The 24,783-nt window shown below is 36.4% G+C and carries 22 protein-coding genes and 2 riboswitches; of the genes, 18 read left to right on the top strand and 4 right to left on the bottom strand.

Going from position 1 to position 24,783, the window contains the following annotated elements; all coding sequences use genetic code 11:
• Positions 1-45 precede the first annotated feature (45 nt).
• Positions 46-375: a hypothetical protein gene (locus P4V41_RS13675; RefSeq protein WP_328085599.1), complete on the bottom strand. Its 330-nt coding sequence runs from the start codon at positions 373-375 to the stop codon at positions 46-48.
• A 174-nt stretch (positions 376-549) separates the two neighbouring features.
• On the opposite strand from P4V41_RS13675, the gene aac(6') reads away from it, so the two are divergent.
• The 5 genes from aac(6') to P4V41_RS13650 all read left to right on the top strand — a co-directional run bounded on the left by aac(6') (position 550) and on the right by P4V41_RS13650 (position 4,564).
• Positions 550-993 (top strand): aminoglycoside 6'-N-acetyltransferase, encoded by a 444-nt coding sequence (gene aac(6'), locus P4V41_RS13670; RefSeq protein ID WP_328085598.1) that lies wholly within the window; start codon positions 550-552, stop codon positions 991-993.
• A gap of 165 nt (positions 994-1,158) precedes the next feature.
• Positions 1,159-1,728, top strand: a complete 570-nt coding sequence (locus P4V41_RS13665; RefSeq protein WP_328085597.1) for a hypothetical protein — start codon at positions 1,159-1,161, stop codon at positions 1,726-1,728.
• A gap of 338 nt (positions 1,729-2,066) precedes the next feature.
• Positions 2,067-2,828 (top strand): MerR family transcriptional regulator, encoded by a 762-nt coding sequence (locus tag P4V41_RS13660; RefSeq protein ID WP_328085596.1) that lies wholly within the window; start codon positions 2,067-2,069, stop codon positions 2,826-2,828.
• A 118-nt stretch (positions 2,829-2,946) separates the two neighbouring features.
• On the top strand, positions 2,947-4,131 hold the full coding sequence (locus P4V41_RS13655; protein ID WP_328085595.1) for an alanyl-tRNA editing protein: 1,185 nt from the start codon (positions 2,947-2,949) through the stop codon (positions 4,129-4,131).
• A 151-nt stretch (positions 4,132-4,282) separates the two neighbouring features.
• Complete coding sequence (locus P4V41_RS13650) at positions 4,283-4,564, top strand: hypothetical protein (protein WP_328085594.1); 282 nt, start codon at positions 4,283-4,285, stop codon at positions 4,562-4,564.
• 133 nt (positions 4,565-4,697) lie between these two features.
• Here P4V41_RS13650 and P4V41_RS13645 read toward each other — a convergent pair whose 3' ends face one another.
• Positions 4,698-6,098 carry a hypothetical protein gene (locus P4V41_RS13645; protein ID WP_328085593.1) on the bottom strand — a complete coding sequence of 467 codons (1,401 nt, stop codon included), beginning with the start codon at positions 6,096-6,098 and terminating at the stop codon, positions 4,698-4,700.
• Between the two features lie 235 nt (positions 6,099-6,333).
• Between P4V41_RS13645 and P4V41_RS13640 the strand changes: the two genes are divergently transcribed.
• From P4V41_RS13640 to P4V41_RS13600, 9 genes are all read left to right on the top strand, one after another.
• Positions 6,334-9,651, top strand: a complete 3,318-nt coding sequence (locus P4V41_RS13640) for a hypothetical protein (RefSeq protein ID WP_328085592.1) — start codon at positions 6,334-6,336, stop codon at positions 9,649-9,651.
• Between the two features lie 62 nt (positions 9,652-9,713).
• On the top strand, positions 9,714-10,931 hold the full coding sequence (locus tag P4V41_RS13635) for an MFS transporter (protein WP_328085669.1): 1,218 nt from the start codon (positions 9,714-9,716) through the stop codon (positions 10,929-10,931).
• Between the two features lie 337 nt (positions 10,932-11,268).
• Positions 11,269-12,087: an adenosylmethionine decarboxylase gene (gene speD / locus P4V41_RS13630; protein WP_328085591.1), complete on the top strand. Its 819-nt coding sequence runs from the start codon at positions 11,269-11,271 to the stop codon at positions 12,085-12,087.
• Positions 12,088-12,256: 169 nt separating this feature from the next.
• Positions 12,257-13,273, top strand: a complete 1,017-nt coding sequence (locus P4V41_RS13625) for a tripartite tricarboxylate transporter substrate binding protein (RefSeq protein WP_328085668.1) — start codon at positions 12,257-12,259, stop codon at positions 13,271-13,273.
• Between the two features lie 57 nt (positions 13,274-13,330).
• Entirely contained in the window at positions 13,331-13,792 is a 462-nt protein-coding gene (locus P4V41_RS13620) for a tripartite tricarboxylate transporter TctB family protein (RefSeq protein ID WP_328085590.1), read from the top strand.
• 12 nt (positions 13,793-13,804) lie between these two features.
• Complete coding sequence (locus tag P4V41_RS13615) at positions 13,805-15,331, top strand: tripartite tricarboxylate transporter permease (RefSeq protein ID WP_328085589.1); 1,527 nt, start codon at positions 13,805-13,807, stop codon at positions 15,329-15,331.
• 66 nt (positions 15,332-15,397) lie between these two features.
• Complete coding sequence (locus P4V41_RS13610) at positions 15,398-16,969, top strand: sensor histidine kinase (protein WP_328085588.1); 1,572 nt, start codon at positions 15,398-15,400, stop codon at positions 16,967-16,969.
• 12 nt (positions 16,970-16,981) lie between these two features.
• Positions 16,982-17,671, top strand: a complete 690-nt coding sequence (locus tag P4V41_RS13605; protein ID WP_328085587.1) for a response regulator — start codon at positions 16,982-16,984, stop codon at positions 17,669-17,671.
• Between the two features lie 115 nt (positions 17,672-17,786).
• Positions 17,787-18,503, top strand: coding sequence for a YebC/PmpR family DNA-binding transcriptional regulator (locus P4V41_RS13600; RefSeq protein ID WP_328085586.1), 717 nt, complete (start codon positions 17,787-17,789; stop codon positions 18,501-18,503).
• An 83-nt stretch (positions 18,504-18,586) separates the two neighbouring features.
• On the opposite strand, the gene P4V41_RS13595 is transcribed toward P4V41_RS13600, so the two are convergent.
• Positions 18,587-18,994 carry a disulfide oxidoreductase gene (locus P4V41_RS13595; RefSeq protein WP_328085585.1) on the bottom strand — a complete coding sequence of 136 codons (408 nt, stop codon included), beginning with the start codon at positions 18,992-18,994 and terminating at the stop codon, positions 18,587-18,589.
• A gap of 2 nt (positions 18,995-18,996) precedes the next feature.
• A complete protein-coding gene (locus P4V41_RS13590; RefSeq protein ID WP_328085584.1) occupies positions 18,997-19,716 on the bottom strand; it encodes a DsbA family protein in 720 nt (239 codons plus the stop codon).
• Between the two features lie 231 nt (positions 19,717-19,947).
• Between P4V41_RS13590 and P4V41_RS13585 the strand changes: the two genes are divergently transcribed.
• The 4 genes from P4V41_RS13585 (at position 19,948) to P4V41_RS13570 (ending at position 24,576) form a co-directional block, all read left to right on the top strand.
• Complete coding sequence (locus P4V41_RS13585) at positions 19,948-21,282, top strand: processed acidic surface protein (RefSeq protein WP_328085583.1); 1,335 nt, start codon at positions 19,948-19,950, stop codon at positions 21,280-21,282.
• Entirely contained in the window at positions 21,282-21,905 is a 624-nt protein-coding gene (locus P4V41_RS13580; protein WP_328085582.1) for a class D sortase, read from the top strand. Before P4V41_RS13585 ends, P4V41_RS13580 begins: the two co-directional genes overlap by 1 nt.
• 182 nt (positions 21,906-22,087) lie before the next feature.
• On the top strand, positions 22,088-22,801 hold the full coding sequence (locus P4V41_RS13575) for a GDSL-type esterase/lipase family protein (protein ID WP_328085581.1): 714 nt from the start codon (positions 22,088-22,090) through the stop codon (positions 22,799-22,801).
• 89 nt (positions 22,802-22,890) lie between these two features.
• Positions 22,891-23,070: riboswitch (Lysine riboswitch) on the top strand.
• A gap of 87 nt (positions 23,071-23,157) precedes the next feature.
• Entirely contained in the window at positions 23,158-24,576 is a 1,419-nt protein-coding gene (locus P4V41_RS13570) for an amino acid permease (RefSeq protein WP_328085580.1), read from the top strand.
• A gap of 34 nt (positions 24,577-24,610) precedes the next feature.
• Positions 24,611-24,712: riboswitch (purine riboswitch) on the top strand.
• Positions 24,713-24,783 lie beyond the last annotated feature (71 nt).

Raw genomic sequence — 24,783 nt, 5'->3', positions numbered from 1 at the left:
CAAAAAACAAACATCCCATCATTCATCTATGGGATGTTTAAGTGTTTAATAAAGTGAAATATTAATCATTTTTTGAGATCTAGGAAGTAAGTGAAGAAATAGAAAGGAGTCTACAAAAACACCAACCAATACTGCATTTAAAAAAGTTCCAATGTTAAGAAACGTTCGATTAATAATCAGCGTACAAGTAATCAATAATAAACCAACTATAATACTCCATGTTCCGATCGTGAAACCAAACCGCTCATACAAAGCAAGGTTCAACACGTCCCACGGACTAATTCCTAAGTATTTCACTTGAACAGACATGGCTATTCCATAACTAAAAATTAATAAGCCAATAAAAAAGAAGATTAAATTAATAGCATACTTCACCAAAAATTCCTCTTTTCCAAAATAACCCTATAATTATCTTTGACTATAAATCAATATGAGAAAAAATGAAAAGAAGTTGCTTACTATTTTTAAATAACTCTTCTTAAAAAAAGGTTTCACATGTGTGTTTGTCGAAATAAGAATGTCTTAAAAATTTAAACAGGAGCGTTGAAAATGGATTGTATTAAGGAAGCAAATGAACACATTCTTGATCCGTTGACTGAAATGGCTTTAGCATTATGGCCAGATAATGAATTCAGTGAATTGAGAAAAGAATTCAAACAACTTCTAAATTCTGATAAGGATAAAGTGATTGTATATCTAATGCATGCTCAACTCATTGCTTTTATTCATATTTCCGTTAGAAGTGATTATGTTGAAGGATCCCATGACAGTCCAACAGGGTTTATTGAAGGCATTTATGTTAAACCAGAGTATAGAAAGAAGGGCATCTCAAAAAAATTAATAGAAAAAGGAGAAAGCTGGTTAAAAACTAAAGGTTGCAGTCAGATTGGTTCAGATATTGAACAGTCAAATGACACGAGTTATCACTTTCATAAAAATGTAGGTTTCAAAGAGGTGAATCGTTTGATTGCGTTTATTAAAGATATTGATTAAGCATATAATGCGTAAGTATGAAGAAGGGTTTTTACAAGGCACATTACTGTGTCTTTTTTATATGGAAAGAAACGGAGTATATAACCCGTTCATTAGGTCAAACCTTATACAAAGGAATCTAAGAAAAACGTTAAGTAAGATATGATATTGTGAGGTGACCATAAATTGAAACGAAAAATTTTGCTGGTTTTAAGTGCTGCTTATGTCATATTTATGGCTTACCTATGTTTTTATTATTTTTCAACAGGTGAGACACATAGCTATCAAGTGGCATTTGGTGGTATATTTTGCGGGCTAATTCCATTATGTTTAATTCTATTTACTAAGATTAAATTTAACATGCCAATTATGATTTCATATTTTGCCTTTTTATTCGCATCGCAGTATTTAGGATCTATCTTAGAATTCTATCGTTTAGGGTGGTGGGATACTTTCTTACACCTTTTAAGTGGAGCGTTATTGGCGTTTGTAGCCATTGCCCTTTATGAGAGGATGACGCACCAAGAAGCTAGGCAAGAGATTTCTTATTGGCTTGTGTTCTTATTTGTCCTAGCTTTCTCTGTTTTTGGCGGGGTGGTTTGGGAAATCTATGAATTCAGCATGGATCAATTCTTTGGAATGACCTTACAAGGCGGAGGGAATTTTGACACGATGGTGGATCTACTTGCAGATACAGCAGGAGCAATTGTAATTGCAGCTATTGCAGCTTTTAGGACGAAGAAAAGGTTTAAATGACATAGAAAAATTCCTATAATCATTTCAGGCGCATATGTCGTAAAATATGCGTTTTTTTATTTTTTCGCTCATATCTAATGATAGTTACATCTGAAATTTACAAGGCATCATTTTAAGTTGATTGGAATGTAAAGTGGGAGACTCCTTGAGATCAGCGTTACAGGTGAGACTCTTAACTTAAGAGCACACAGCACACCTTCCAGATAGCTTGAAATGGAAATAAACCACTTTCACAATTATCAAAGCCTGATTAAAAAAAATCAAAATATGTTTAAAATCCCCATTGACCTTCACGCAGCGTAAAGGTGTAGAGTTATATGTGTCAGGAGGTGATCACATTGGAATACACTATTCAAAAACTTGGCCAACTAGCTGGAGTAAGCACCAGAACATTAAGATATTATGATGAGATAGATATTCTTAAGCCGGCAAGAATAAACTCGTCAGGATATCGAATTTATGGTGAAGCAGAAGTGGATCGACTACAGCAGATTTTGTTTTATAAAGAACTCGATCTCCCGCTACATCAAATTAAAGAAATCATCACATCTCAACGCTTCTCACCAGCTGAAGCACTACTTGAACACCGTGAAAAACTCCTGAACAAACGAGAACAGTTAGACCGTCTGATCTTTAATGTAGAGCAGACGATCGCTGCGAACGAAGGGAGAATAACGATGAAAGATAAAGAGAAATTTGAAGGATTTAAAAAACAGATGATTGAAGAAAACGAACAAAAATTTGGTAAAGAGATACGTGAAAAATATGGAGATCAGGTTATCGATCAATCAAATAAAAAAGTATTGAACATGACTCAATGTGAGCACGAAAATGCTACGAAACTAGGAGAGGAAATTCACACGATTCTTGCTGAAGCTTTTCAAACAGGAGACCCTGCTGGAGATGCAGCGCAAAAGGCAGCTGAGCTTCACAAGGAGTGGTTGATGCTGTACTGGCACGAATATAGTAAAGAAGCACATGCGAATCTCGCGCAGATGTATGTAGATGACGAACGGTTCACTGCTTATTATGATAAAGAACAGCCAGGAACCGCTGCATTTTTACGAGATGCTATCCACATTTATACAGATTTCAAATAAATCATATAATGTGAACCATCTCATATGGAGGAAACCATCTAGGTTTTCTCCTTTTTGTTTTATTCATCTCTACAATTCGTTTAAACTATGTATAGTGAGTAAGAAGGGATGAAAAGTTATGACTGAAAAATTATATTATTCTTCACCGTATACAAAAAATTGGGAAACAACGGTTAAATCCACTTTTGAAAAAAATGGAGATTTTTTTGTGATCCTAGAAAGTACCGCTTTTTATCCAACCGGTGGTGGCCAGCCATTTGATATAGGTAAGATTGGCGGACATGATGTGCTCGATGTTTTTATTGAAAATGACGAAGTGATACATAAGGTGAGGAGTCTACCTGAAACTTCCTCGGTAACCTGTGAGTTAGACTGGGATAGAAGATTAGACCATATGCAGCATCATACCGGACAACATCTATTATCTGCTGTTTGTTACTCTTTGTATCAAGCACGTACCATAAGTTTTCATTTAGGTTCTGAGATTGCAACGATTGATATTGAAACAGACACACTGAGTCAACATCAAATGGATTTCATTGAAAAAGCCGTTAATCAGGAGATTTATAAAAACAGAACAGTACATACATACTTTGTATCCGATAAAGAGCTTCAACAATTGCCGCTATTAAAGATGCCGAAAGTGAAAGAGAACATTCGAATTGTTCAAATTGAAGGTATTGAGCATAATGCATGTGGCGGTACTCATGTTCGTTCAACCGCTGAGATTGGAATCATCAAACTTTTGAAAGCCGAAAAACAAAAAGGTGCCACCCGATTGTATTTTAAATGTGGTCAGCGTGCTTTAGTAGACTACAATGAAGCGTTAAAACTGCTTACGATGATCTCAGGCAAGTTTAATACGGGTCGAGATGAAGTGATGAACCGTCTTGAAAAATGGGAGAACAATCAAAAGGAATTAGAATTGGAGAACAGACAGCTTAAAGAGATGAATAATCATTTTCTAAGTAAAGAACTTATCTCAAAAGCAAAAGCAGGACTACTTATGCATGTTTTTGAAGATAGAAGCTTTAACGATACAAAAGATCTTGCGATAAAAATCGCGAGTGAGGAACCATTATTGATCTTACTTGCTTCCACAGTAGATAATCGTATCATCTTCATGCATGATGGTTCTTCTCATGTTTCCTGCGGTACATTTTTAAAAGAGAACCTTAGTTCTTTTAATGGTAAGGGCGGCGGAAATGATAAATCTGCTCAAGCTGGATTTGCTTCAAAAGAGGATATGATTCGTTTTATTGAATTTGTACAGGAGACATTATTGAATGTAAATAAGTCATAAAATCTACTATAAGCGTTAGTAAATTTCAACAGAATACGTTGTTGTTTTTTATTTCTATAAACGGTTTGGAACGAATATCCACATGAATAATCTTTTTTCACTCGCAGATTACAAAAATCGAATATGTGTATATATACGAAAGGGGAGTAACATGCTTATTGAATTAATGGCTAATATTGGCTTATCAATGGTAAGTTTCCTTCGTGGAATGCCAAATGAAGAAAGAATTAAGCGGAACATTGTATTATTAAGTACAACAGAATGGTTTAACCAGATATATTCAAATAATAAAGATTTATTTATGACAGATGAAGACTTACGATACATAGTAGGGTGGGCGAAAGTTAAAAAAATATTAAAAAATGAAAATAACACTGATAAGTTTAGAAAGAAAATTTTAGAAATGGTAAATACAAAAAATATTTATAGTTAATAGAAGTAAACGACCAGGTACTTTTGGTCGTTTACTTCTGTTTTACATATCCAATTATGCTGCACAAACTTGTGAATTAAGACTTCTTTTCCAATAGTGCCCCCTAACACCAGCTCGTTCCTACTTCTGCGTATTAAATCAAAAAAATCGCCACAATGGTAGTTACAACTAATCCGATAAATACAGGTTTTATGTTTCTTCTAGCAAGTTCAAATGGATCAACTCCGCAGATTGCAGCAGCTGGAATTAACGCCCAAGGGACGAGTGTACCTCCTCCAACCCAGATTGCCGAGATCTGACCAAGTGCTGTTAATGTCGCTGCTCCGGCTCCTATTGCGGTACCAAATATGTTTGCGACAGATCCTGCCAGTGAGATCCCTGAAAATCCTGAGCCATCGAGGCCGGTAATAGCCCCTACAGTAGTTAGTGTTATTGCCCCTACCTCTTTACTTAAAGGGACCAATGACGCAAGTGCTACACCTAAATCGTTAACGATTCCGTGAGATGTCTTTGGAAGGAAATCACCGATAATCTTAGCAAAACCTGAATCACCTAGATAAAAAAAGGCAGCAATTGGAATCACTGGACCAAACACTTTAAATCCGAATTGGAAACCATCAATCATATAAGAAGTTGTTTTCTCTAATCCTTTGTTCTTATGGCTGACCATCGTAATTAAAAGCAGAATTAATACAGAGGTTCCGCCAATAAGTGCAGTTGCATCTCCACCTTGAAGATTAAAAATAGACATCGCGGCTACATCCAGTGCAAACATGACAGGGATAAAGAGAGCAAAGAATTGTTTTTGCTTACTCGATAGCAAATTTAATTCCTGCTCATTTGAAGTTTTTACTGGGATATCAGTAAGCCCTGTACTTGCGTTTAACTTCCCTGACTTCAAATCCCGCTTTAAAAAGTAGAAAGCGGCTATTGTCGTTACAAGACCCATAACAAACACGAGTGGGATACTCGCATTAATCACTTCACTTACCGGCAAACCTGCGGCATCAGCGGTTAATTTAGGTGCTGCTTGAATGATAAAATCTCCTGATAAAGCTATACCATGGCCAAACAGGTTCATAGCCATAGCTACGCCAAGTGCAGGTAGACCAACCCGTATGGCAACGGGAAGAAGTACAGCACCCATGAGTGCCACTGCAGGTGATGGCCAGAAAAACCAAGAAATAATCATCATTAGAATACCTATCGTCCAATAAGCAAGTCCTGGTGTTCTAATGAGTTTCGAAAATGGAGAAATCATTACATCATTGATGCCTGTAGAGGTCAGAATTCTGCTCATGGCAACGATAATTGAGATTACAAGTATTGTAGGAAGAAGCTCAGTGATCGCATAAATAAAACTATTAAAAATACTGCTGACAGAACCCGTTAAAGAACCAGTCGCAGTTATAGCGATTAAGAAGATACTGAGAATACTTATTAATGTAGTATCGCGCCTCTTAACCATAAAACCAATGATCAAACCGATAAACACAACATAAATCCAATGCAGCGCTGTTAGTTCAACGCCCATCCGTATTCCTCCCCGTTGAAATGGGTATTTAGCCCTTTCGTGATGTAATACAGAATATGATAAGAAAGAAAAGGGGTGAGGAGAACTTTGTAAAGTAGAGTTGTTAGTGACACATAAAGGTAATTAATGTAAAATAATGACGATGATACAGAAGTTAAGAAAGAGGTAACTACATGTTATCTCTTTTCTTTTTGTTACATACATTCAACAAAGGAGAAGATTAGGGGGCCGTATGATGGACCAATCCAGGTTTATTAAAGATCTTAACGAGTTAAAAGATGGAGGATATGTAAAAGAGAAAGATTATTTAAAAGTTCTAGATGGCTATTACAGATACAGAGAAGATGAAAGAAGGAAAGAAGTAAACGATACGATTGTACATACAGCGGAAGTTACGATGGATGAACCTAAACAAAAGCCACAGCCAGTAAAAACAGTAGCTCCTCGACCTCAGCCAAAAGTGGAAGTTACACCTGAACAGAGAAGAGAAAGAAATATTACATCCATAATGGCAGCGGGTGTGATTCTGCTTTTATTAGGAGGTCTTACTCTAGCTACAAGCAACTGGGATGTGTTCAGTTCAATTACAAAAACAATGTTAGTTGGAGGGATCGCCTTATTATTTGGTGGTCTTGGAGCACTTTCTGAAAAAATACTTCAGATTAGAAAAACGGCGTTTACGTTCTTTGTTCTGTTTGCTTTGTTTATTCCAATTACCGTACTCTCGGCAGGTTACTTTGAATTATTTGGGAGTTGGCTAAGTTTTTATGGCCAGGGAAGATATATTTTAGGCGTTATGGCGGCTGTAGTTTGTACCCCGATCTATTATTTTTTCGGGCAGTATTTTAAATCCAAGCTATTTAGCTGGTTTACTTATGTTGCTATCGCAATTGGGTATGCATATTTAATACTCTCGTTTGGCTTAACAAAGGAAGCTTTTTATTTTGTTTATGCATTAGGAAATGTAGGATTTATTCTTTTATATCATATCAAAAAAGCAAAGCAATCTATATTTCTTCAAATCTTGCCTTTGTTTATACAAGTTAACTTGATTCTATCGACGCTGTTCATTTTAATCTTATTCGAAAATCAACTACTCCAAAGTTTCAATATTATCTTAACCGCCGTATTATACTTGTCGATGAGAATAGTCAATCAGAGAAAAGAATATGAACTTTTCTTTATCGGTTTTATCACATACGGTCTTTATCAATTGATTCAAAACTCTTTTTTAACAGAATATCGAATGTTTTTGATCGTGCTTATACCGGTCGTGTTAGTGGTGGTTGCTAATTTTTCAGATGCATTATTAAAAAAATATTATCAGCTTGCGAATGGATTAATATCTATACTTGCTTTCTTATATATTACCGTTGAAGGCGTGTTATTGTCGGTAGGAGAAGGCAGTGTGTGGTTGTTATTAGGGTATCTTGTTTTAGCTGCTAATTTTATATTTTTAAGCTATAACTCTACGTTTTCATTATTTAAACTTCTTGCACCGTTTTATCTATTCTGTGCGTTTATGGAAGTTTATCATGTGACGGGTGATCGCTTTGAAGAATATTGGACTCTGGCGATCGGCATCTCAAGCGCATTATCTTATTCTATCGGACAGTATCTCAAACCCCTGAACAGACCAAGCTTATTAGTGGGCGGTGGAGGATTAATTATTAGTTTTCTATTGTCCTTGGAATTTGTTCATTATGGTCAAGGAAGTATGATTTCCGTCATTTTAACCATGCTATCTGTTCGTCATTTCTTAATTGAGAATGGTAAAAAAAGAATCTTAGCCACCTGGCTGGCACCAGTTTTTACATTTTTTTCTTTCTGCCTTTTAGGGATGAAGTACTTGCCATCACCGACATTATCATACTCTTTACTTCTTGGCAGTGTCGTCACTTTAGTAGTCTTTCTTTGGCAAAGAAAGCAGAAACAGCTAGCAACTTCATTTATTTCAATTACAACCATTACAACGATTGTGAATTTTTTAGTCATCTTAGTTGAAGGTGATTTTACGTGGCTAAAGATTTCATCGTCTATTTTCCTAATGACTGTGTTATGGTTTTTCACTAAACATTTTAATTGGGCGATTGGGTTCTCTGGTATACAGATTGCATTTTTCTTTACACTGAATCATGTGGCAGATCTACTTGGAGTTTCTTTAGGAACTGAGGAATCCGTTTATACGTTTATCATCATTTCCTTTTTGTTATTAATGAGTAGTGAGGTATTCCAAAAACTAGATTCAAGCAGTGAATATCCAACGAAAGCTGTATCGCACTTAATCACTTTAATCTTAGGTGTTTATTCTTTACTCTTAACTACTTCAACGGTTCCGTTCATTTTACTTGCGTTAGTGTATGGAATTTACGTATACCTTGCTCGTAAAGAATACGAAATCAGGTACAATCTTTATGTTAGTTTGATATTTTTAGCTATTGGTTTCCATTACTTTATTAAAGAATGGCTGACAAATGAGGGACCTGTTCTTTACAGCATTCTTCTAGCAGGTTTTTATTTTATTTTAAATAATCAATGGAAAACACGATTACGATTTTTCCTTGTACCTTTTTCCGTCATTTTCTTAGGAGAGTATATAACGATTAGAGGATCTAATGAGATCTTTCTTATTATTCATGCCGCAGCACTAATCGGTTTTATATTCTTCTACCAATCGTTAAAAAGGTACTGGAAATACGCATCAGTGATCATGTTGATTTACTTAATGATCGATTTAGAAGAATGGCTGTTGATAAATCGAATAGCTGCTGAAATGTATTCACTTGCTTGGTTCATCTCAGGCATACTTATTTCACTTACAGGTATGCATTTCTTTAAAAAGCTTTACAGCAAATCTGATTATCTACAAATTGATTTCTTTGCAGTTTTTGGAATGATTTATGTACTTACAGGATTGGTGCATTCGGAAAATATGTTAACAACGATTGGTCTAGTCATTCTTGCAATTCTTTTTTTCGTTCAAGGAAATCGATTCTTAGATGTTTTGATCGGAAAGAGAATACTCCAAACCTGTTCGAGCTTGCTTGTCCTGTTCTCTTATTATTCACTTCTTGATCAATTTGAGATTCCAGAGATTATACAAACTGAACTTATTGTACTGCCATGGATTTTATTGAGTTATATAATCACAAGGAAAATGTGGGACATTTCGGAACAAATAGCTAATCTGATTCAATATGTGTTACTTGGTGTAATAGGGATTACATTAATGATCGATGCGATAGAAAGCTATCAAGTCATGGATGCGATCATACTTGGTTCTTTGTCATTCGCAAGTATCATTTATGGATTTATCTCAAAACAAAAAAGTTATTTCTTTACTGGATTGATCGTACTACTTCTGAATGTCTTGGTTCAAACACGTCCATACTGGGGGAACATGCCATGGTGGGCATACTTATTATTAACAGGTATCCTTCTCATAGGTTTTGCTAGTTATAATGAATTCAAGAAACAAAAAGGAATTGATTCTCCACCATTAAAGGATATAATTTTAAATAAATGGAAACATTGGTTTGGAGAGTGGAAATAACTTCTCTTCAAATAAGGGGGATTAATGAAGTGGAACAAGTTCAAAACAAACCCAAGATCACAATGGGTATGCTTCTTCAAAATAAAGTGATTCGAACCATTCTTTTTTCGGTATTCTTTTTACAGATTGGAATATGGGTTCGTAACTATTCCATCTTGTTGTACGTGATAGAAAAAACGAACGAAAATCCAATCGCTGTATCATTAATATCTGTAGCAGAGTTTGCACCAATATTTTTGTTTTCGTTCATTGGTGGAACGTTTGCAGATAGATGGAAACCGAAAAAGACGATGATTTGGTGTGATTTGTTAAGTGCCGTATCGATCTTCGTAGTTTTATTGACGCTACTTTTTGGAAGCTGGAAAGTCATATTCTTTGCAACGCTCGTTTCATCGATCTTGTCCCAATTTTCTCAGCCATCAGGTATGAAGTTATTTAAGATTCATGTACCTGAGAAAATGGTACAGTTAGGGATGTCGATGTATCAAACACTTTTTGCTGTATTTATGATTTTAGGTCCAATTCTCGGAACTTATGTATACCAGCAATTTGGGATTACAGTAGCAATCGCAATCATGGGAATAGCTTTCGTATTGTCGGCCGTTATTCTTCTTTTACTTCCTCCTGATGAAGAAGTAGAGAAAACGACAGAGAAACCTTCTATTTGGTTAGAGATGAAAGAAGGTTTCAGCTATGTGCTCAATAGACGCTCTTTAACCTTACTAGGTGCGTGTTTCGCCGTAGCCGGATTAGCTTTAGGATTAACACAGCCGTTAACCGTTTTCTTAGTAACAGAACAATTAGGTCTTCCTAAAGAAGAACTGCAATGGCTCATGGCAGCTTTCGGTACTGGAATGATTCTAGGTGGAGGTTTGACCATTGGAATCGCGAGCAAAGTTAAGCCACAATTATTATTGGCTTTAGGAATGGGAGCAAGTGCGATCGGATTTATGATTATGGGATTCTCCGAACATTTCTGGTTAACTTTATCTGCCGAGTTCATAAGTGGTCTATTCATGCCATGCGTTCATATCGGTATCAATACGCTCATTCTCCAGAATACAGAGGCTAAATTCATCGGCCGTGTTAACGGTATATTAAATCCATTATTTATGGGTGCGATGGTTCTTACGATGTCCATTACGGGTTGGCTAAAAGAAACATTTTCACTTGTGTTAATGTTTGAAGGGGCAGCACTGCTATTTGCAATCGGTATATTAACGATGCTACCACTTATTCGACAAAAGGTTGTTCCGGTGGCTAAAGTTGAGAAAGCCTAAATGTAAAGATCCTCAAAAAGCTTAAGATAGCTTTTGAGGATCTTTTTTTATGCAACGTATTAGCTCTAGCTGAAAATCGCAAAGAAGTAGGTGTCGATAAGTGTCGAGGATTGTAAACTCGTGGATAAACAGCAAAATCTCGTGGATTGAGAGTCGAAACTTTTGGATTCACCACTTACATTCTTAATTTACGGTCAGAAACAAACCATCACAAAGCAATGTTGACGCTTTTTCAACCTCATACTGTTTTTCAAATCATTTAAATGGGTATTATAGATATATTTCCATCATTGTTGTAAAGAATATTGAATGTCTAAACATAAGGGGATTCTAACATATGTCTATCTCACCAGATCAACGAATAACATTACACGGGTTTAATAATCTTACTAAATCGCTTAGCTTTAATCTGTATGACGTTTGTTATACGAAAACGAGAGAAGAGCGGGAAGCTTATCTTGAGTATATCGACGAACAATACAACGCGGAAAGGCTTACGAATATTTTGCAAACTGTTTCCGATACGATTGGAGCTCACGTGCTAAATATAGCCAAACAAGATTATGTACCTCAAGGGGCCAGTGTTACTGTACTTGTCTCGGAAGGACCAATTGTAGAAGTACCAACCGATTCATTTGATGAAAATTCAACCGCTATGCCAGAATCTGTAGTTATGCAACTTGATAAGAGTCACCTAACCGTTCATACATATCCTGAGTTTCATCCAGAAGAAGGAATTAGTACGTTTAGAGCTGATATAGATGTTTCTACTTGTGGGGAAATTTCACCGCTAAAAGCACTCAATCATTTGATTAATTCATTCGATATGGATATTGTGACGATGGATTATCGAGTTAGAGGATTTACGAGAGATATCAAAGGCCACAAGCTGTTCATCGATCATGACATCAATTCGATACAAAACTATCTTTCTGCAGATATTAAAGAAACTTATACCATGATAGACACAAATATCTATCAAGAAAATATCTTTCACACAAAGTGCAAACTAAAGCATTTTGAACTCAATAACTATCTTTTTGGTTATACAAAGGATGAAATTGATAGCGATACTCAAGAACACATCACAGGGTTGATCAATGCAGAGATGGATGAGATATTTTACGGAAGAAACATAAATTCATCACAACGTTAACAGCTTGTTGTAATGGAATGGATCACTAAGATATTCTTAGTGGTCTTTTTTTTCGTGAACAATATGAACAAAATGCATTTTATGCTGTTAAACTTCCATTTAAAAATGTGAATGGTAGGATAATGAAAAGAAAATGAAAGCGCTATCATTAATAAGGGGGATTTGAATGATGAAAATGAAGAAATGGAAAAATTGGCTTGTAGTAGGAGTCATACTATCTTCACTTACTGCTTGTAGTACCGGAGGCTCAGGTTCAAATGCAGGAGAATCTGATTATCCGAAAAAACCAGTAACAGTAGTTGCTCCATCGGGTGCTGGAGGTGGATGGGATCTTACGGCACGTTCATTGACCAAAATTTTAGGTGAAACAAAAACAGTTAAGCAAACGATGACTGTTGAAAACAAACCTGGAGGAGGCGGAGCTGTCTATCTTGCAGAATTTGCAACACAGCATAAGAAAGATGATTACAAACTTTATGTGAACTCTCCGCCAATCTTAATCAATAACTTGAAAAAAGAAGGAAACAGTCCGTACGGCTTTCAAGATACAACACCACTTGCACAATTAACAAAAGACTTTGGAGCAATCGTTGTTAAAGAAGATTCAAAATACAACAATCTAAAAGAACTAATGGAAGCTGTTAAGAAAGATCCGAAGTCTGTTACAGCAGCTGGAGGATCTGCACCTGGATCCATGGACCATCTCGTTGCTGTTCTTCCTGCTTACAAATCTGACATTGATCCTAAAACAGTCAAGTATGTTTCATACGATGGCGGTGGTGAGGCGATTGCAGCTCTATTGGGAGGCAACGCAGACTATATCGCAACTGATGCTTCTGCAGTAGGGGAATATTTAAAAGCGGGGAAAGTAAAAGTGCTTGGAATTTCTTCAACGGAGCGTTTAAAAGGAGATCTTGCTGATGTTCCTACATTTAAAGAAGCTGGAATCGATGCAGATTTCACGATTTGGAGAGGGATCTTCGGACCGAAAGAGATGTCTGATAGTGCAGTGGCATATTGGGATAAAACTTTGAAGAAATTAAATGAAAGTAAAGAGTGGCAGGACGAGCTAGAGCGGAACGGTTGGGAAGCGGAATTTAAAGATGGTAAAGAATTTGAAACTTTCTTAAAAGATCAAGAAAAACAAGTAGAAGACTTGTTGAAATCATTAGAAATGAATAAATAGATCTGACATGGAGAAGTTTTTCTACTTCTCCATTCTTCAAATAAGGAGGGAAGCACTTTGCAAACAAGAAAGTTTGACCGTTATGCAAGTATCTTATTTGCTTTACTAGGAGCTACATTTTTAATAGAAAGCCGCAACATTTCAAAAAGTGCTTATGGAAGTGAAGTTGGACCTAACGTTTTTCCCTTTCTCTTAGGACTTATTCTAATTTTACTTAGCGTTAAACTTTTTCTTGAATCATTTAAAAACATACAGAAAGAAATAAAGAACAAAGAAACCATACAGATCAAAAGATTTGTCATTATTTTAACTGCAAGTCTTCTGTACGCAGGTTTCATCGAAACATTAGGTTATGTCTTAAGTACTTTCTTATTTTTGTTTATTTCCTTTCAAGCGATGGAAAGAGGAAGTTGGATAAAAAATGGAATCATTGCATTGGCATTCTCATTCTTTGTCTACTATTTATTCGTTGTTGTGTTGGAAGGCTCTTTGCCTGGAATGCCAATTTGGTTTAGTTAGGAGGACTTTAGAATGGGTGTTATGGATTTTTTAATGCAAGGATTTCAAACGGCGATACAGCCTCAAAATCTATTCTTTGCTTTTATCGGAGTATTAATTGGAACGGCAGTAGGTGTTTTACCTGGAATCGGACCGATGAGTGGTGTTGCACTCTTAATACCTGTAACCGCTACTTTTACGAGCGGAATGGATCCTTCTGCAGCAGCTACAAGTTCTATCATTCTGTTAGCAGGTGTGTATTACGGTGCCATGTACGGTGGATCTACTACGTCCATTCTATTAAACACACCTGGTGAATCTTCATCTGTTGTTACAACACTTGATGGTTATCAGATGGCTAGGCAAGGAAGAGCAGGAGCTGCATTATCTATCGCAGCCATCGGGTCATTTTTTGCCGGAATCGTTTCCATCATCGGATTGGTGTTATTAGCAGAACCACTTTCAGAGGTGGCATTGAAATTTGGACCTGCTGAATATTTTTCTTTAATGCTGTTAGGACTTGCAGCAGTTAGCGGTTTGGCGGGGGGATCGATCACGAAGGCCTGGATGATGACTGTAACCGGACTCTTGATTGCCACAATCGGAATCGATGCGGTTTCAGGTGTTGCTCGATTCACCTATGATATTCCTGTTCTGTTTGGAGGACTTGAATTTTTAACGGTTGCTGTTGGTTTGTTTGCATTAGGTGAGGTGTTTAAGACTGTTCTGCATAAGGAAGAAGATGCTGAAAAGGTAGCGAAAGTTGGGAGAGTTATCTCTTCTAAAGCAGATCTAAAAGAAAGTGCCGGACCGATAGCGCGCGGATCATTTTTAGGGTTCTTTATTGGTGTTTTACCAGGTGCAGGCGCAACACTCGCTTCTTTCTTTTCATATATTGCTGAGAAGAAGATAAGTAAAAATCCTGACAAGTTCGGAAAAGGAGCGATTGCCGGAGTTGCCGCTCCAGAGTCAGCCAACAACGCAGCTTCTGGAGGAGCGATGATCCCTTTATTGACTCTCGGAATTCCAGGCTCAGGAACGACAGCGATTCTTATGGGAGCTCTTATCATGTATAACGTTCAGCCAGGTCCTTTATTGTTTAGTGATCACCCTGACGTAGCTTGGGGACTCATTGCTTCGATGTTTATCGGAAACTTAATGCTTCTTCTCCTTAACATGCCTCTTGTTAAGGTTTTTGCGAAAATTATTGAAACACCTGCTAAATACTTACTACCCATCATAATTGCCATCTCTGTCTTTGGTGTTTACGCCGTACAAGTGACCACGTTCGATCTATTTTTATTGATCGGCTTTGGACTTGCTGGATATCTATTAGCACAGAACGACTATCCGATCGCTCCTCTTGTACTCGGCTTAGTCTTAGGGCCAATGATTGAAAACAACATGCGACGTGCTTTAACAACATCGAACGGTGATTTTATGGTATTTATTCAACAACCCATTTCTGCTTTTTTTCTGGTTTGCGCTGTTCTATGGATTCTCATACCATTTGTTCTTCGGTTAAGAGGAAAAGAAGTTGTTGTAAACGTTGAAGGATAAAAGAAGACTGATAGAGAAGACTTTCTATTCTGAGAAAGTCTTTTCTATTTTTCACGGAGGGAAACTATGAAACTGCAAACAAAATTAATTCTCATCAGCTGTTCCCTAATCTTTTTAGTGATCGCCGTATTAGCGGTTATCTTTCAAAATATGTTTGAAGACACGATGAAGAGTCAAATTGGGGAGAGGGCACTAAGTGTTTCTTATGCAGTAAGTAACAATCCACTTGTTATTGATGCGTTTGAAAGTAATGATCCCTCTAAATTGATTCAGCCTTATGCAGAGAAAATCAGAAAGAAAACAGGAGCTCATTACATCGTAGTTGGAAACAAAGAAGGTGTTCGTTATTCACACCCCATTAAAGAACGAATCGGTAAGAAGATGGTTGGTGGTGACAACCAAAAAGCTTTATCTGGTGAACCGAGTATCACTGAAGCAACAGGCTCACTTGGTCCAGCTGTACGAGGAAAATCACCCGTTATAAATAATGACGGCGAAATCATTGGATTGGTATCAGTAGGTTTTCTAACTGATCAGATCAAAGAGGACATTTGGCCATATAAAATAAAAATAATCATTATAGGCACGATTACTTTGTTGCTAGGAACACTCGGTTCTGTACTGATTGCAAAAGGAGTAAAAAGAGCAACCCATGGATTAGAACCAAAAGAGATCGGATTGTTATACAAAGAAAAAAGCGCGATCTTAGAAGCGATTAGAGAAGGGGTCATTGCTGTTAATCGAGAAGGTGAAATAACCCTTGCCAATCACACTGCACTTCAGATGCTACAAACAGAAAGTGAGAGGTTATTGGGTGAAAATGTGTTAAAAGCTATTCCGAATACAAGATTACTTGATGTTATTGCTTCTGGAAGAAATGAATTTGACGAACAGATGAAACTAGGAAACACGAAAGTTATCGCCAATAGAATTCCAATATTCAATCATCATGATCAAGTCATAGGGGCTGTCGCAACTTTTAGGAATAGAGACGAGCTTTTCCGTTTAAATGAAGAACTTGCGCAAGTGAAAAGCTATAGTGAAGGCTTAAGAGCTCAAACACACGAATTTTCAAATAAACTGTATTTAATATCCGGACTTATTCAGCTAGGTTCTTATCAGGAGGCACAAGATATTATTACAAAAGAATCAAATGTTCATCATCATTTTACACAATTTATTATGAAGCATATTTCTGATCCTTATATAGGTGGTCTATTAATTGGTAAGTTCAATCGTTCGAATGAGCTAAGAGTAGAATTTTCGATTGATCCTTTAAGTCACCTAAAAGATATTCCAGACTCAATCGACAGACAATTACTAGTTACGATTATAGGTAATCTAATAGATAATAGCATGGAAGCTGTAATAGAGTCAGGAACATATGACCCAATAGTAACAATCAATCTTTCTGATTTTGGAGAACAGCTGATCATTGAAGTTGAAGATAATGGAGAAGGAATTCCTGGAGATATCGCTAATAAGTTATATAAAAAGGGATTCTCTACAAAAGGACAGAATCGCGGGTATGGTTTATATCTAATCAAACAAGCTTTGGAAGTATTAGACGGTCATATCTTTTTTGAGAGAACAAAAGCGGGAACAACGCTTTTCACTGTAATAATCCCAAAAGAATAGAGGAAAGACATCATGAATTCATGGGAAGTTTTTATCGTTGAGGACGACATTCGTATTGCTGAGATCAACAGAAAATTTGTTGAAAAAGTAAAAGGTTTTTCTGTATGTGGCATCGCATTGAACGAAGAAGAGGCAAAAGAACAGATTTCGATATTAAAACCTGACTTAGTTATCTTGGATATATATTTTCCGGATATGAATGGACTTGACCTGTTAAGGTGGATTCGAAGTGAATTTCGAGGAATGGAAGTCATCATGATAACAGCTGCAACAGAGGTAAAAACCTTAAAACACGCTCTTGAGGATGGTATTTTTGATTATATAGTAAAGCCTGTAATCTTTCAGCGATTTAAAGATACTTTACTACAATTTAACGATTATAAGCGATCTATCACACAATTGTCAGCTGATAAAGAAGTCAATCAAAATATGATTGATTCTTTATTAAAACGTGAAAAGGTCGAGATTGAACCTTTCATACTCCCAAAAGGAATAGATCCTATTACATTAGAAAAGATTTTGTCCATATTGATGCAACACAAAAAAGGCTTTACGGCAGAAGATCTCGGACAGCGTACCGGAGTTAGCCGAACAACTGCAAGACGGTACCTAGAATATCTCGTTTCAGAACAAAAAGCAAAAGCGGACATCACTTATGGAGGTGTTGGCAGACCAGAAAGAATCTACAAATATGGATTATAGTTAAAAGTAACCTGTTTATTGGGTTGCTTTTGTTTTGATCCTTATACTACTAAAAATTAGTTAAGTTGATGTATAATGTTCTACATAGATTTAAAGTTGAAAGAGAGTGAACAATATGGGACGTAAGTGGAATAATATTAAAGAGAAAAAAGCTTCAAAAGACGCAAATACTAGCCGTATCTATGCAAAGTTTGGTCGTGAAATCTATGTGGCTGCTAAACAAGGTGAGCCTGATCCGGAATCCAATCAGTCGTTAAAAGTGGTTTTGGAACGTGCAAAAACATATAGCGTACCTAAAAACATCATCGACCGTGCGATTGAAAAAGCAAAAGGCGGTTCAGACGAGAACTACGACGAACTTCGTTATGAAGGCTTTGGTCCGAACGGATCGATGATTATTGTGGATACCTTGACGAATAATGTGAATCGAACAGTAGCGGAAGTTCGTTCAGCTTTTAATAAAAATAATGGAAACATGGGAGTTTCTGGTGCTGTGTCATACATGTTCGATGCAACAGCTGTAATTGGTCTAGAAGGAAAGTCAGCTGATGATGTATTGGAGCTGTTGATGGAAGCAGATCTTGATGTTAGAGATGTGATTGAAGAGGATGAATCTGTAATTGTTTACGCTGAACCCGATCAGTTTCATGCTGTGCAAGAAGCATTTAAGAATGCAGGGGTTACAGAGTTTTCAGTAGCAGAACTTACGATGCTTGCACAAAACGATGTGGAACTCACTGACGAATCACAGGTTCAGTTTGAGAAACTGATCGATGCTTTAGAAGATTTAGAAGACGTGCAGCAAGTGTATCATAATGTTGATTTGAACTAATTCTTTAAATGACGAGCAGGTTCCATTTAGTGGACCTGCTCTTTTCTATGCATGTAGGTTAGACCAAGAGAAAAAGCAACCGATTAATTCGATTGCTTTCTCATCCATAACATACAGATTGTTATGATCGTAAATCCAACAAACGCTAATAGCGGGATCGTGATGAACCCTAGCCAGTTTATATATTCACCCGAACATGGAATACCTGATGTACACACCTCAAAAGCTTTTAGTGCAGGTATTTTTTGAAGGGCATAATGATAGCCTGAAACGATAATGCCCAGAATGGATAGAGGGAGGACATAACGTGTGACTTTATGATCTTGTTGATAAAAGGCAACTCCTAGCAGAATGACTAACGGATACATCAGAATTCGTTGGTACCAGCAAAAATTACATGGCACAAACTTCATGACTTCACTAAAAAACAAACTTCCTACCATGGATAGGATCGATGCAATCCAAGCAATCAGTAAAGGTTTATTACCCACCTTTATTTACTCTCCTTCGCAGCATCATCTACCATGTTCTTTAAATCTTCTAAAGTTGTACCTTCAAACTTTTTACCATTAACAAACAATGTTGGTGTACTCGTTACACCAAGGTCGCTTACAAGTGCTTCATCTGTTTTTAATGCTTTATCGTTTTCTTTGTTCTTCCATGTTTCGGTTACTTTCTTAACATCTTCATCTGAAGTAACTTCACCAAGTGTTTCTGTTAAGAACTTCTCGGTAAAAATGTCCTGTCGTTCTAGACTCTGATCGTCAGGCTGCTTTTCATAAAGCGTCTTATGAAACTTCCAAAACGTTTCATTTCCTAACTCTTTATAAACGGTTTCACCAAAGATAGCAGATCGTTCTGAATCTACATGAATAAACGGATAGTTTAAGAAATAGAATTTTACTTTACCTGTTTGAATCAGTTCTTTGTCAATAAGCGGGAAGAATGTCTCATTAAAGTTCTTACATGCAGGACACTTGTAATCTCCAAATTCAATAATGTTAACAGTTGCATCTTTTTCACCTAAGTAAGGCTGGTTTTCGTAGGAAATGTCAGCTGTGGACGTATCATTATTATCAAGTGCACCGCTGAACAGAAAAATGATTAATCCTAGAGTCAAAATACCAATCGTCCAAAAAAGCCAAACAGGAGAAGAGTTGTTCTTTTTCTTTGAGCTGTTTACATAAGCCTTATTCTTTTTTTGTTTACCCATTGTTCACCTCGTAGAATTTTTACTAAATAAAAAGAAGTTACTTTTATCGTAAACAAAGTTGACGGTATTTACAATGAAGAAATATTGAACATTATGTTTTTATATAATTTCTGATTATGGACAGCACATGATTTTTAAAATAGCAATTTCTAAAAAACTTGTATGCAAAAAAAGATTTTGGCAGTATAATTTTCTAGAAATTATACTAAACAAGTTTTTTGGGGGTCAGGGATGAAAAAGGTTGTAACTTTCTTATTGGCTATTACGATTAGCCTCAGCATCTTGCCATTGTCAGCGTTCGCAATAAATGCAAACGACAAAGAGTACAAAGCGTTTTTACAAGAGATTGGTTGGAACTCGAAGGATTTTGTTGCTTATTTGAACAGTAAAGAGTGGGCATTAAGAGATTTTGATTCTGTCGATGAGCTTGGTACACCACTATCAGAAAAAGGTGTTCAAGCTGTGTTAAAAGAGTTTGACATAAGTCGTGATAAACTCAATGAACTTCTTGTTGAATATGGAAATATTGAAGAAGGACAAGACGTTCTTGACGGAACTTACATTATTTTTGAAGAGGAATTGTTTGAAGAAGTTGATTTTATGATTGGCACACCTATAGACGATAAAAACCTTCAAAAGTTATTAAGTGATTACGATTTAAAATCCATTGAAGAACTGGATTCTTTATTAAAAGAAAACGATGATTCACGTGAAAACTACGAATATATCGAAGAACTGGAATGGTCTGTTGATTATTATCTCAATGGAGATAACTGGGAAGGAACTCTTATTAATGATGATAACCTTCAACAGCTATTAAGAGATTACAACTTAGCTTCACTTGCGGAACTGGACGCTTTATTAAAAGAAAATGATGATTCTAGAGAAAACTACGAATACATTGAGGACCTTGAAGGAGCCGTTGATTTTTATATTAATGGCGATGATTATATAGGTGATGATATAGAGGATCTATTTACAGAGATTGATTTAACAGAAGGAGAAATAGAAAAGCTTTTAACTCATATGGAAACTCTTAATTGGGAAGATCCAGCTTTTCTTGATCAAATGATGGTACTTGCCGAAAGAATGATGGCGTTTGAAGATTTTGAAACAGCAAACGAACTTACTTCTGAACAAGTTGCGGAACTACTATCCATCTTTTTTGAGATGAAGCAGCTATTACAACTTGAGACAAAATACTATTTAGTTGTAGATGGACAAAAACAAGCTGTGTCAATGGATGTGTTGATGACGATGGAAACTACAAATGGAAATGATCTTATAATGGAAATCTATAATCTGGATGATAAATTATTAGCTGATATTCGTATTACAGCTGAAATGTTTGGCTCTGAAATGATTCAAGAAACAGGTAAAGATATTCAAAAAGTTGAAAAGATTGTTTCTGCAACACCTACTAAAGCGAGCCCACCTGTGAAAACAGTGAAAGGTGGAAAACTTCCAACAACCGCAACAAACCATTTGGAGAACTCTTTAATGGGTCTAGGTGTTTTAGTAGCAGGAATATTCTTATTTAGAAGATTTCGGGTAAAAGGGATCTAATGAAAACGAGAATTAGTATTCGAACGACACTTCTTATCTTTTCACTTGTTTTAATATTGCTCGGTTTTTGGTTTAGTACTACAAATGCTTATACATTTATTAAAGGATATTTTCTCTTTCAAACCGGCCAGACACAGATCGTAAAGAGTTCAGATAAGTTATCCAAATCACACATGAAGAGTTCTGATCAAGAAACACTTTATTCGGTAAGACCGAAAAAAGGTGAGAATATCGGTGAACTATTCATACCAAAATTAAATGCTACACTTCCTATTTTTCATGGAACAGATGAAGAAGAATTAGAAAGAGGTGTTGGTCATTTCGAGAAAAGTGTATTACCAGGAGAACAAGACAATTCTGTTCTATCTGGACACCGAGATACCGTTTTTCGAAAGCTTGGTGAAGTTGGCAAGGGGGATACGTTGATCGTGAAAACGTCAGCAGGAACCTTTACCTATAAAATTCGGAATGTGCGCATCGTTGACAAAGATGACAGAACTGTAATTGTTCCTAAACCGAGAGCAACATTAACTGTCTCAACATGTTATCCTTTTAATTTTATAGGAGCATCACCTGAACGCTATATTCTTGTAGCAGACTTGATATCACAAAAGTTAACATAATCAACTATGACAACAGAAACAATTTCTGTTGTCTTTTTTTGATTCATTTTTCAATAGCTATATTCATCTTTTGTTTAAAAGCTATTCAAAACAGGTATGAATAGCAATAATGCAGTAAGGTCTAAAGAAATTCCCCCTGATACATACTTAGAATAATCAACTAGAAAGCCGGAGGTAGAAACATGAAGAAAATATTGATTATGGTTGCGGGTATTATTGTTGTGTTAGGCGTTGCTTTTGGCGTATACTCCTATAATTCTAGAGAAATGGAAGTTACAGCTCTTGGAGATTCACTCGCTTACGGATTAGGTGATACAAAGGATAATGGGTATATAGGAGATGTGGAAGATCGGTATGAAGAAGATTTAAACAAACACCTCGTTGTACATGATTTTGGAGTTCCAAATGATACAAGCACTGATCTTCTTGAACGATTGAGCAATCCTAAAATAGCAAAAACAGCTAAAAGCTCAGATATGATTTTTATAAATATAGGAACGAATGATTTTTTGAAAAGTACGGATCTATTGACTAAATTTAATAAAGAAGAGCTAGCAGCCAACGAGGAAATTTACAAAGAAAATTTGAACCAAATCATTCGAAATGTACAAAATCCAGAGAACCCTAAGACCATTTATATACTAGGTATTTATAACCCTAAAGTTGAATGGAGTGATATGTCTGTTGTTAACGAGTCTGTATCAAACTGGAATCAATCCACAAAAGAAGTTACCAAGAAAAACAAAAATACGGTTTATATACGCACGGATGACCTTTTCATTAACAAAAATAAACGAGATTATTTCTCTGATAAACTTCATCCTAACGAAAAAGGTTATGCTTTAATTGGAAAAAGAGTTTACGAAACTATCCGACAGAGTTCGGATTATAAATAAATCTTTATTCATTGACGCTGAAAGAACAATCTGTTATTCTACAAAACGGTACAAAGAAAATAATTAAATAAAAGTCCTCACATTAATCTCTGTGAGGTAGAGGTCGCATTAATTATGAGTAGAACTGTTAGAGGCAAGTGGTGCTTTTGACAACAGTTTAAAAGGAATTGATGCCGAAATGGTTTTTTATCCACTTGAAAAATCCATTGGGGCTGCATTGAACAAGTGCAGAACTGTCGCAGAACTTTCTGCGTTGAGCTATGAGAGATTTTGGGAGGATGCTGATTATATTCACGTATGGGCGTTTCCATACGTGTTTTTTTATTGGCTTTAAATCAACAGGAGGTACTTACAGCATGAAAAATAATAATTGGAGTGTATGGCTGCTAACAGCATTTGTTGTTGGAAACATGGTAGGTTCGGGAATCTTTATGTTACCAAACACATTAGCTCAAACAGCTAGTCCACTTGGTGTTACTGCGGCATGGGCAGTTACAGGGTTTGGCGTACTGATGATCGCGTTAGTCTTTGGGTCTCTATCTATAAGAAAACCAGAATTAACAGCAGGTCCTCAAAGTTATGCAAGAGCTTTGTTCTCAAATCCAAAAGCAGGAAATGTAGCTGGATTTAGTATGGTGTGGGGATATTGGGTAGCAAACTGGATCAGCAACGTCGCAATTATTACGAGTTTCGCTGGATATTTGTCAACGTTTTTCCCAATGATGCGAAGTTCTAAGGTTATCGGAACAGTTCTTAATCAAGACATTCAGTTAGGTAAGCTTATTACGTTTGTAGTGTGTACCGTACTTCTATGGTTTACACATTTTATTTTAATCAAGAGCATGAACGGAGCAGGTAAACTTAACTTTGTGGCAACAGCTTCAAAAGTAATCGGCTTTATGTTATTTATTGTAGCAGCACTTTTCGCAGTAGAGTCAACAATCTTTGCTGATGCTTACTTCCCGATTGTTGATGATACAGGCACCTCACACGGGCTAGGAAGTCAGATCAATATGGCAGCCATTGCAACGTTATGGGCATTTGTCGGCATTGAATCAGCAGTTGTCTTATCCGGACGAGCTTCTTCACAACGAGATGTAAAAAAAGCTACGATTGTTGGTCTGCTTATTGCGTTAAGCATCTATATGATTACGACTTTACTTACGATGAACGTTCTGCCTAGAGAAGTTCTTATGAGTTCTGACAAACCATTCGTAGATGTATTATCTGTACTGATTGGGCATACAGGGGCTTCTTTAATGGGATTGTTAGCCGTTATCTCTTTGTTCGGTTCCACGATTGGCTGGATATTGTTAAGTTCTGAAGTTCCTTATCAAGCAGCTAAATCAGGAGTGTTTCCTGCTTTCTTCGCTAAAGTGAATAAGAATGGAAGTCCAGTGAACGCATTAGCAGTTACAAATATTATGTCTCAGATATTTATCTTCTCTACAATATCAGGTACTATTGGTGAGGCATACACATTCTTAACCACTTCAGCAACGCTAGCATATTTAATTCCGTATTTGATTTCTGCAATTTACTTTTTAAAGCTCGTATATAGCGGAGAAACATACAACGAGATAAAAGGATCTCGCGTTAGAGATGGTGCTATTGCTTTATTGGCATTCATTTACTCGAGCTGGGTTATTATTTCTGGAACATCGGATGCAAAGACCTTTACTTTAGGAATCGGTTTATTTTTCTTAGGTTTCCTTGTATATCCGATCTTCCATAGATATACGCCAAAGAATAGTAACAATCGTGAAGTCGCTTAAAGAGGTTTTCTTTTTTAAGCGATTAACGTATAATGTGAGTTAACTTCATAAGGCTCGTATAATCGCAGGGATATGGCCTGCAAGTTTCTACCAAACCCCCGTTAAGGGTTTGACTACGAGTGACGCAAACTTTCCATGCATCTTTTTATGATGTATTGGGCTATTTATGTGTTCCGATATTGTTATTACCGGAGAATTGCTTCACTC

This window comes from Fictibacillus nanhaiensis, assembly GCF_036213205.1.
Taxonomy (GTDB): Bacteria; Bacillota; Bacilli; order Bacillales; family Fictibacillaceae; genus Fictibacillus; species Fictibacillus nanhaiensis_E.
Note: the sequence above shows the minus strand (reverse complement) of the source record. Positions and strands in the feature narration are given on the sequence as shown.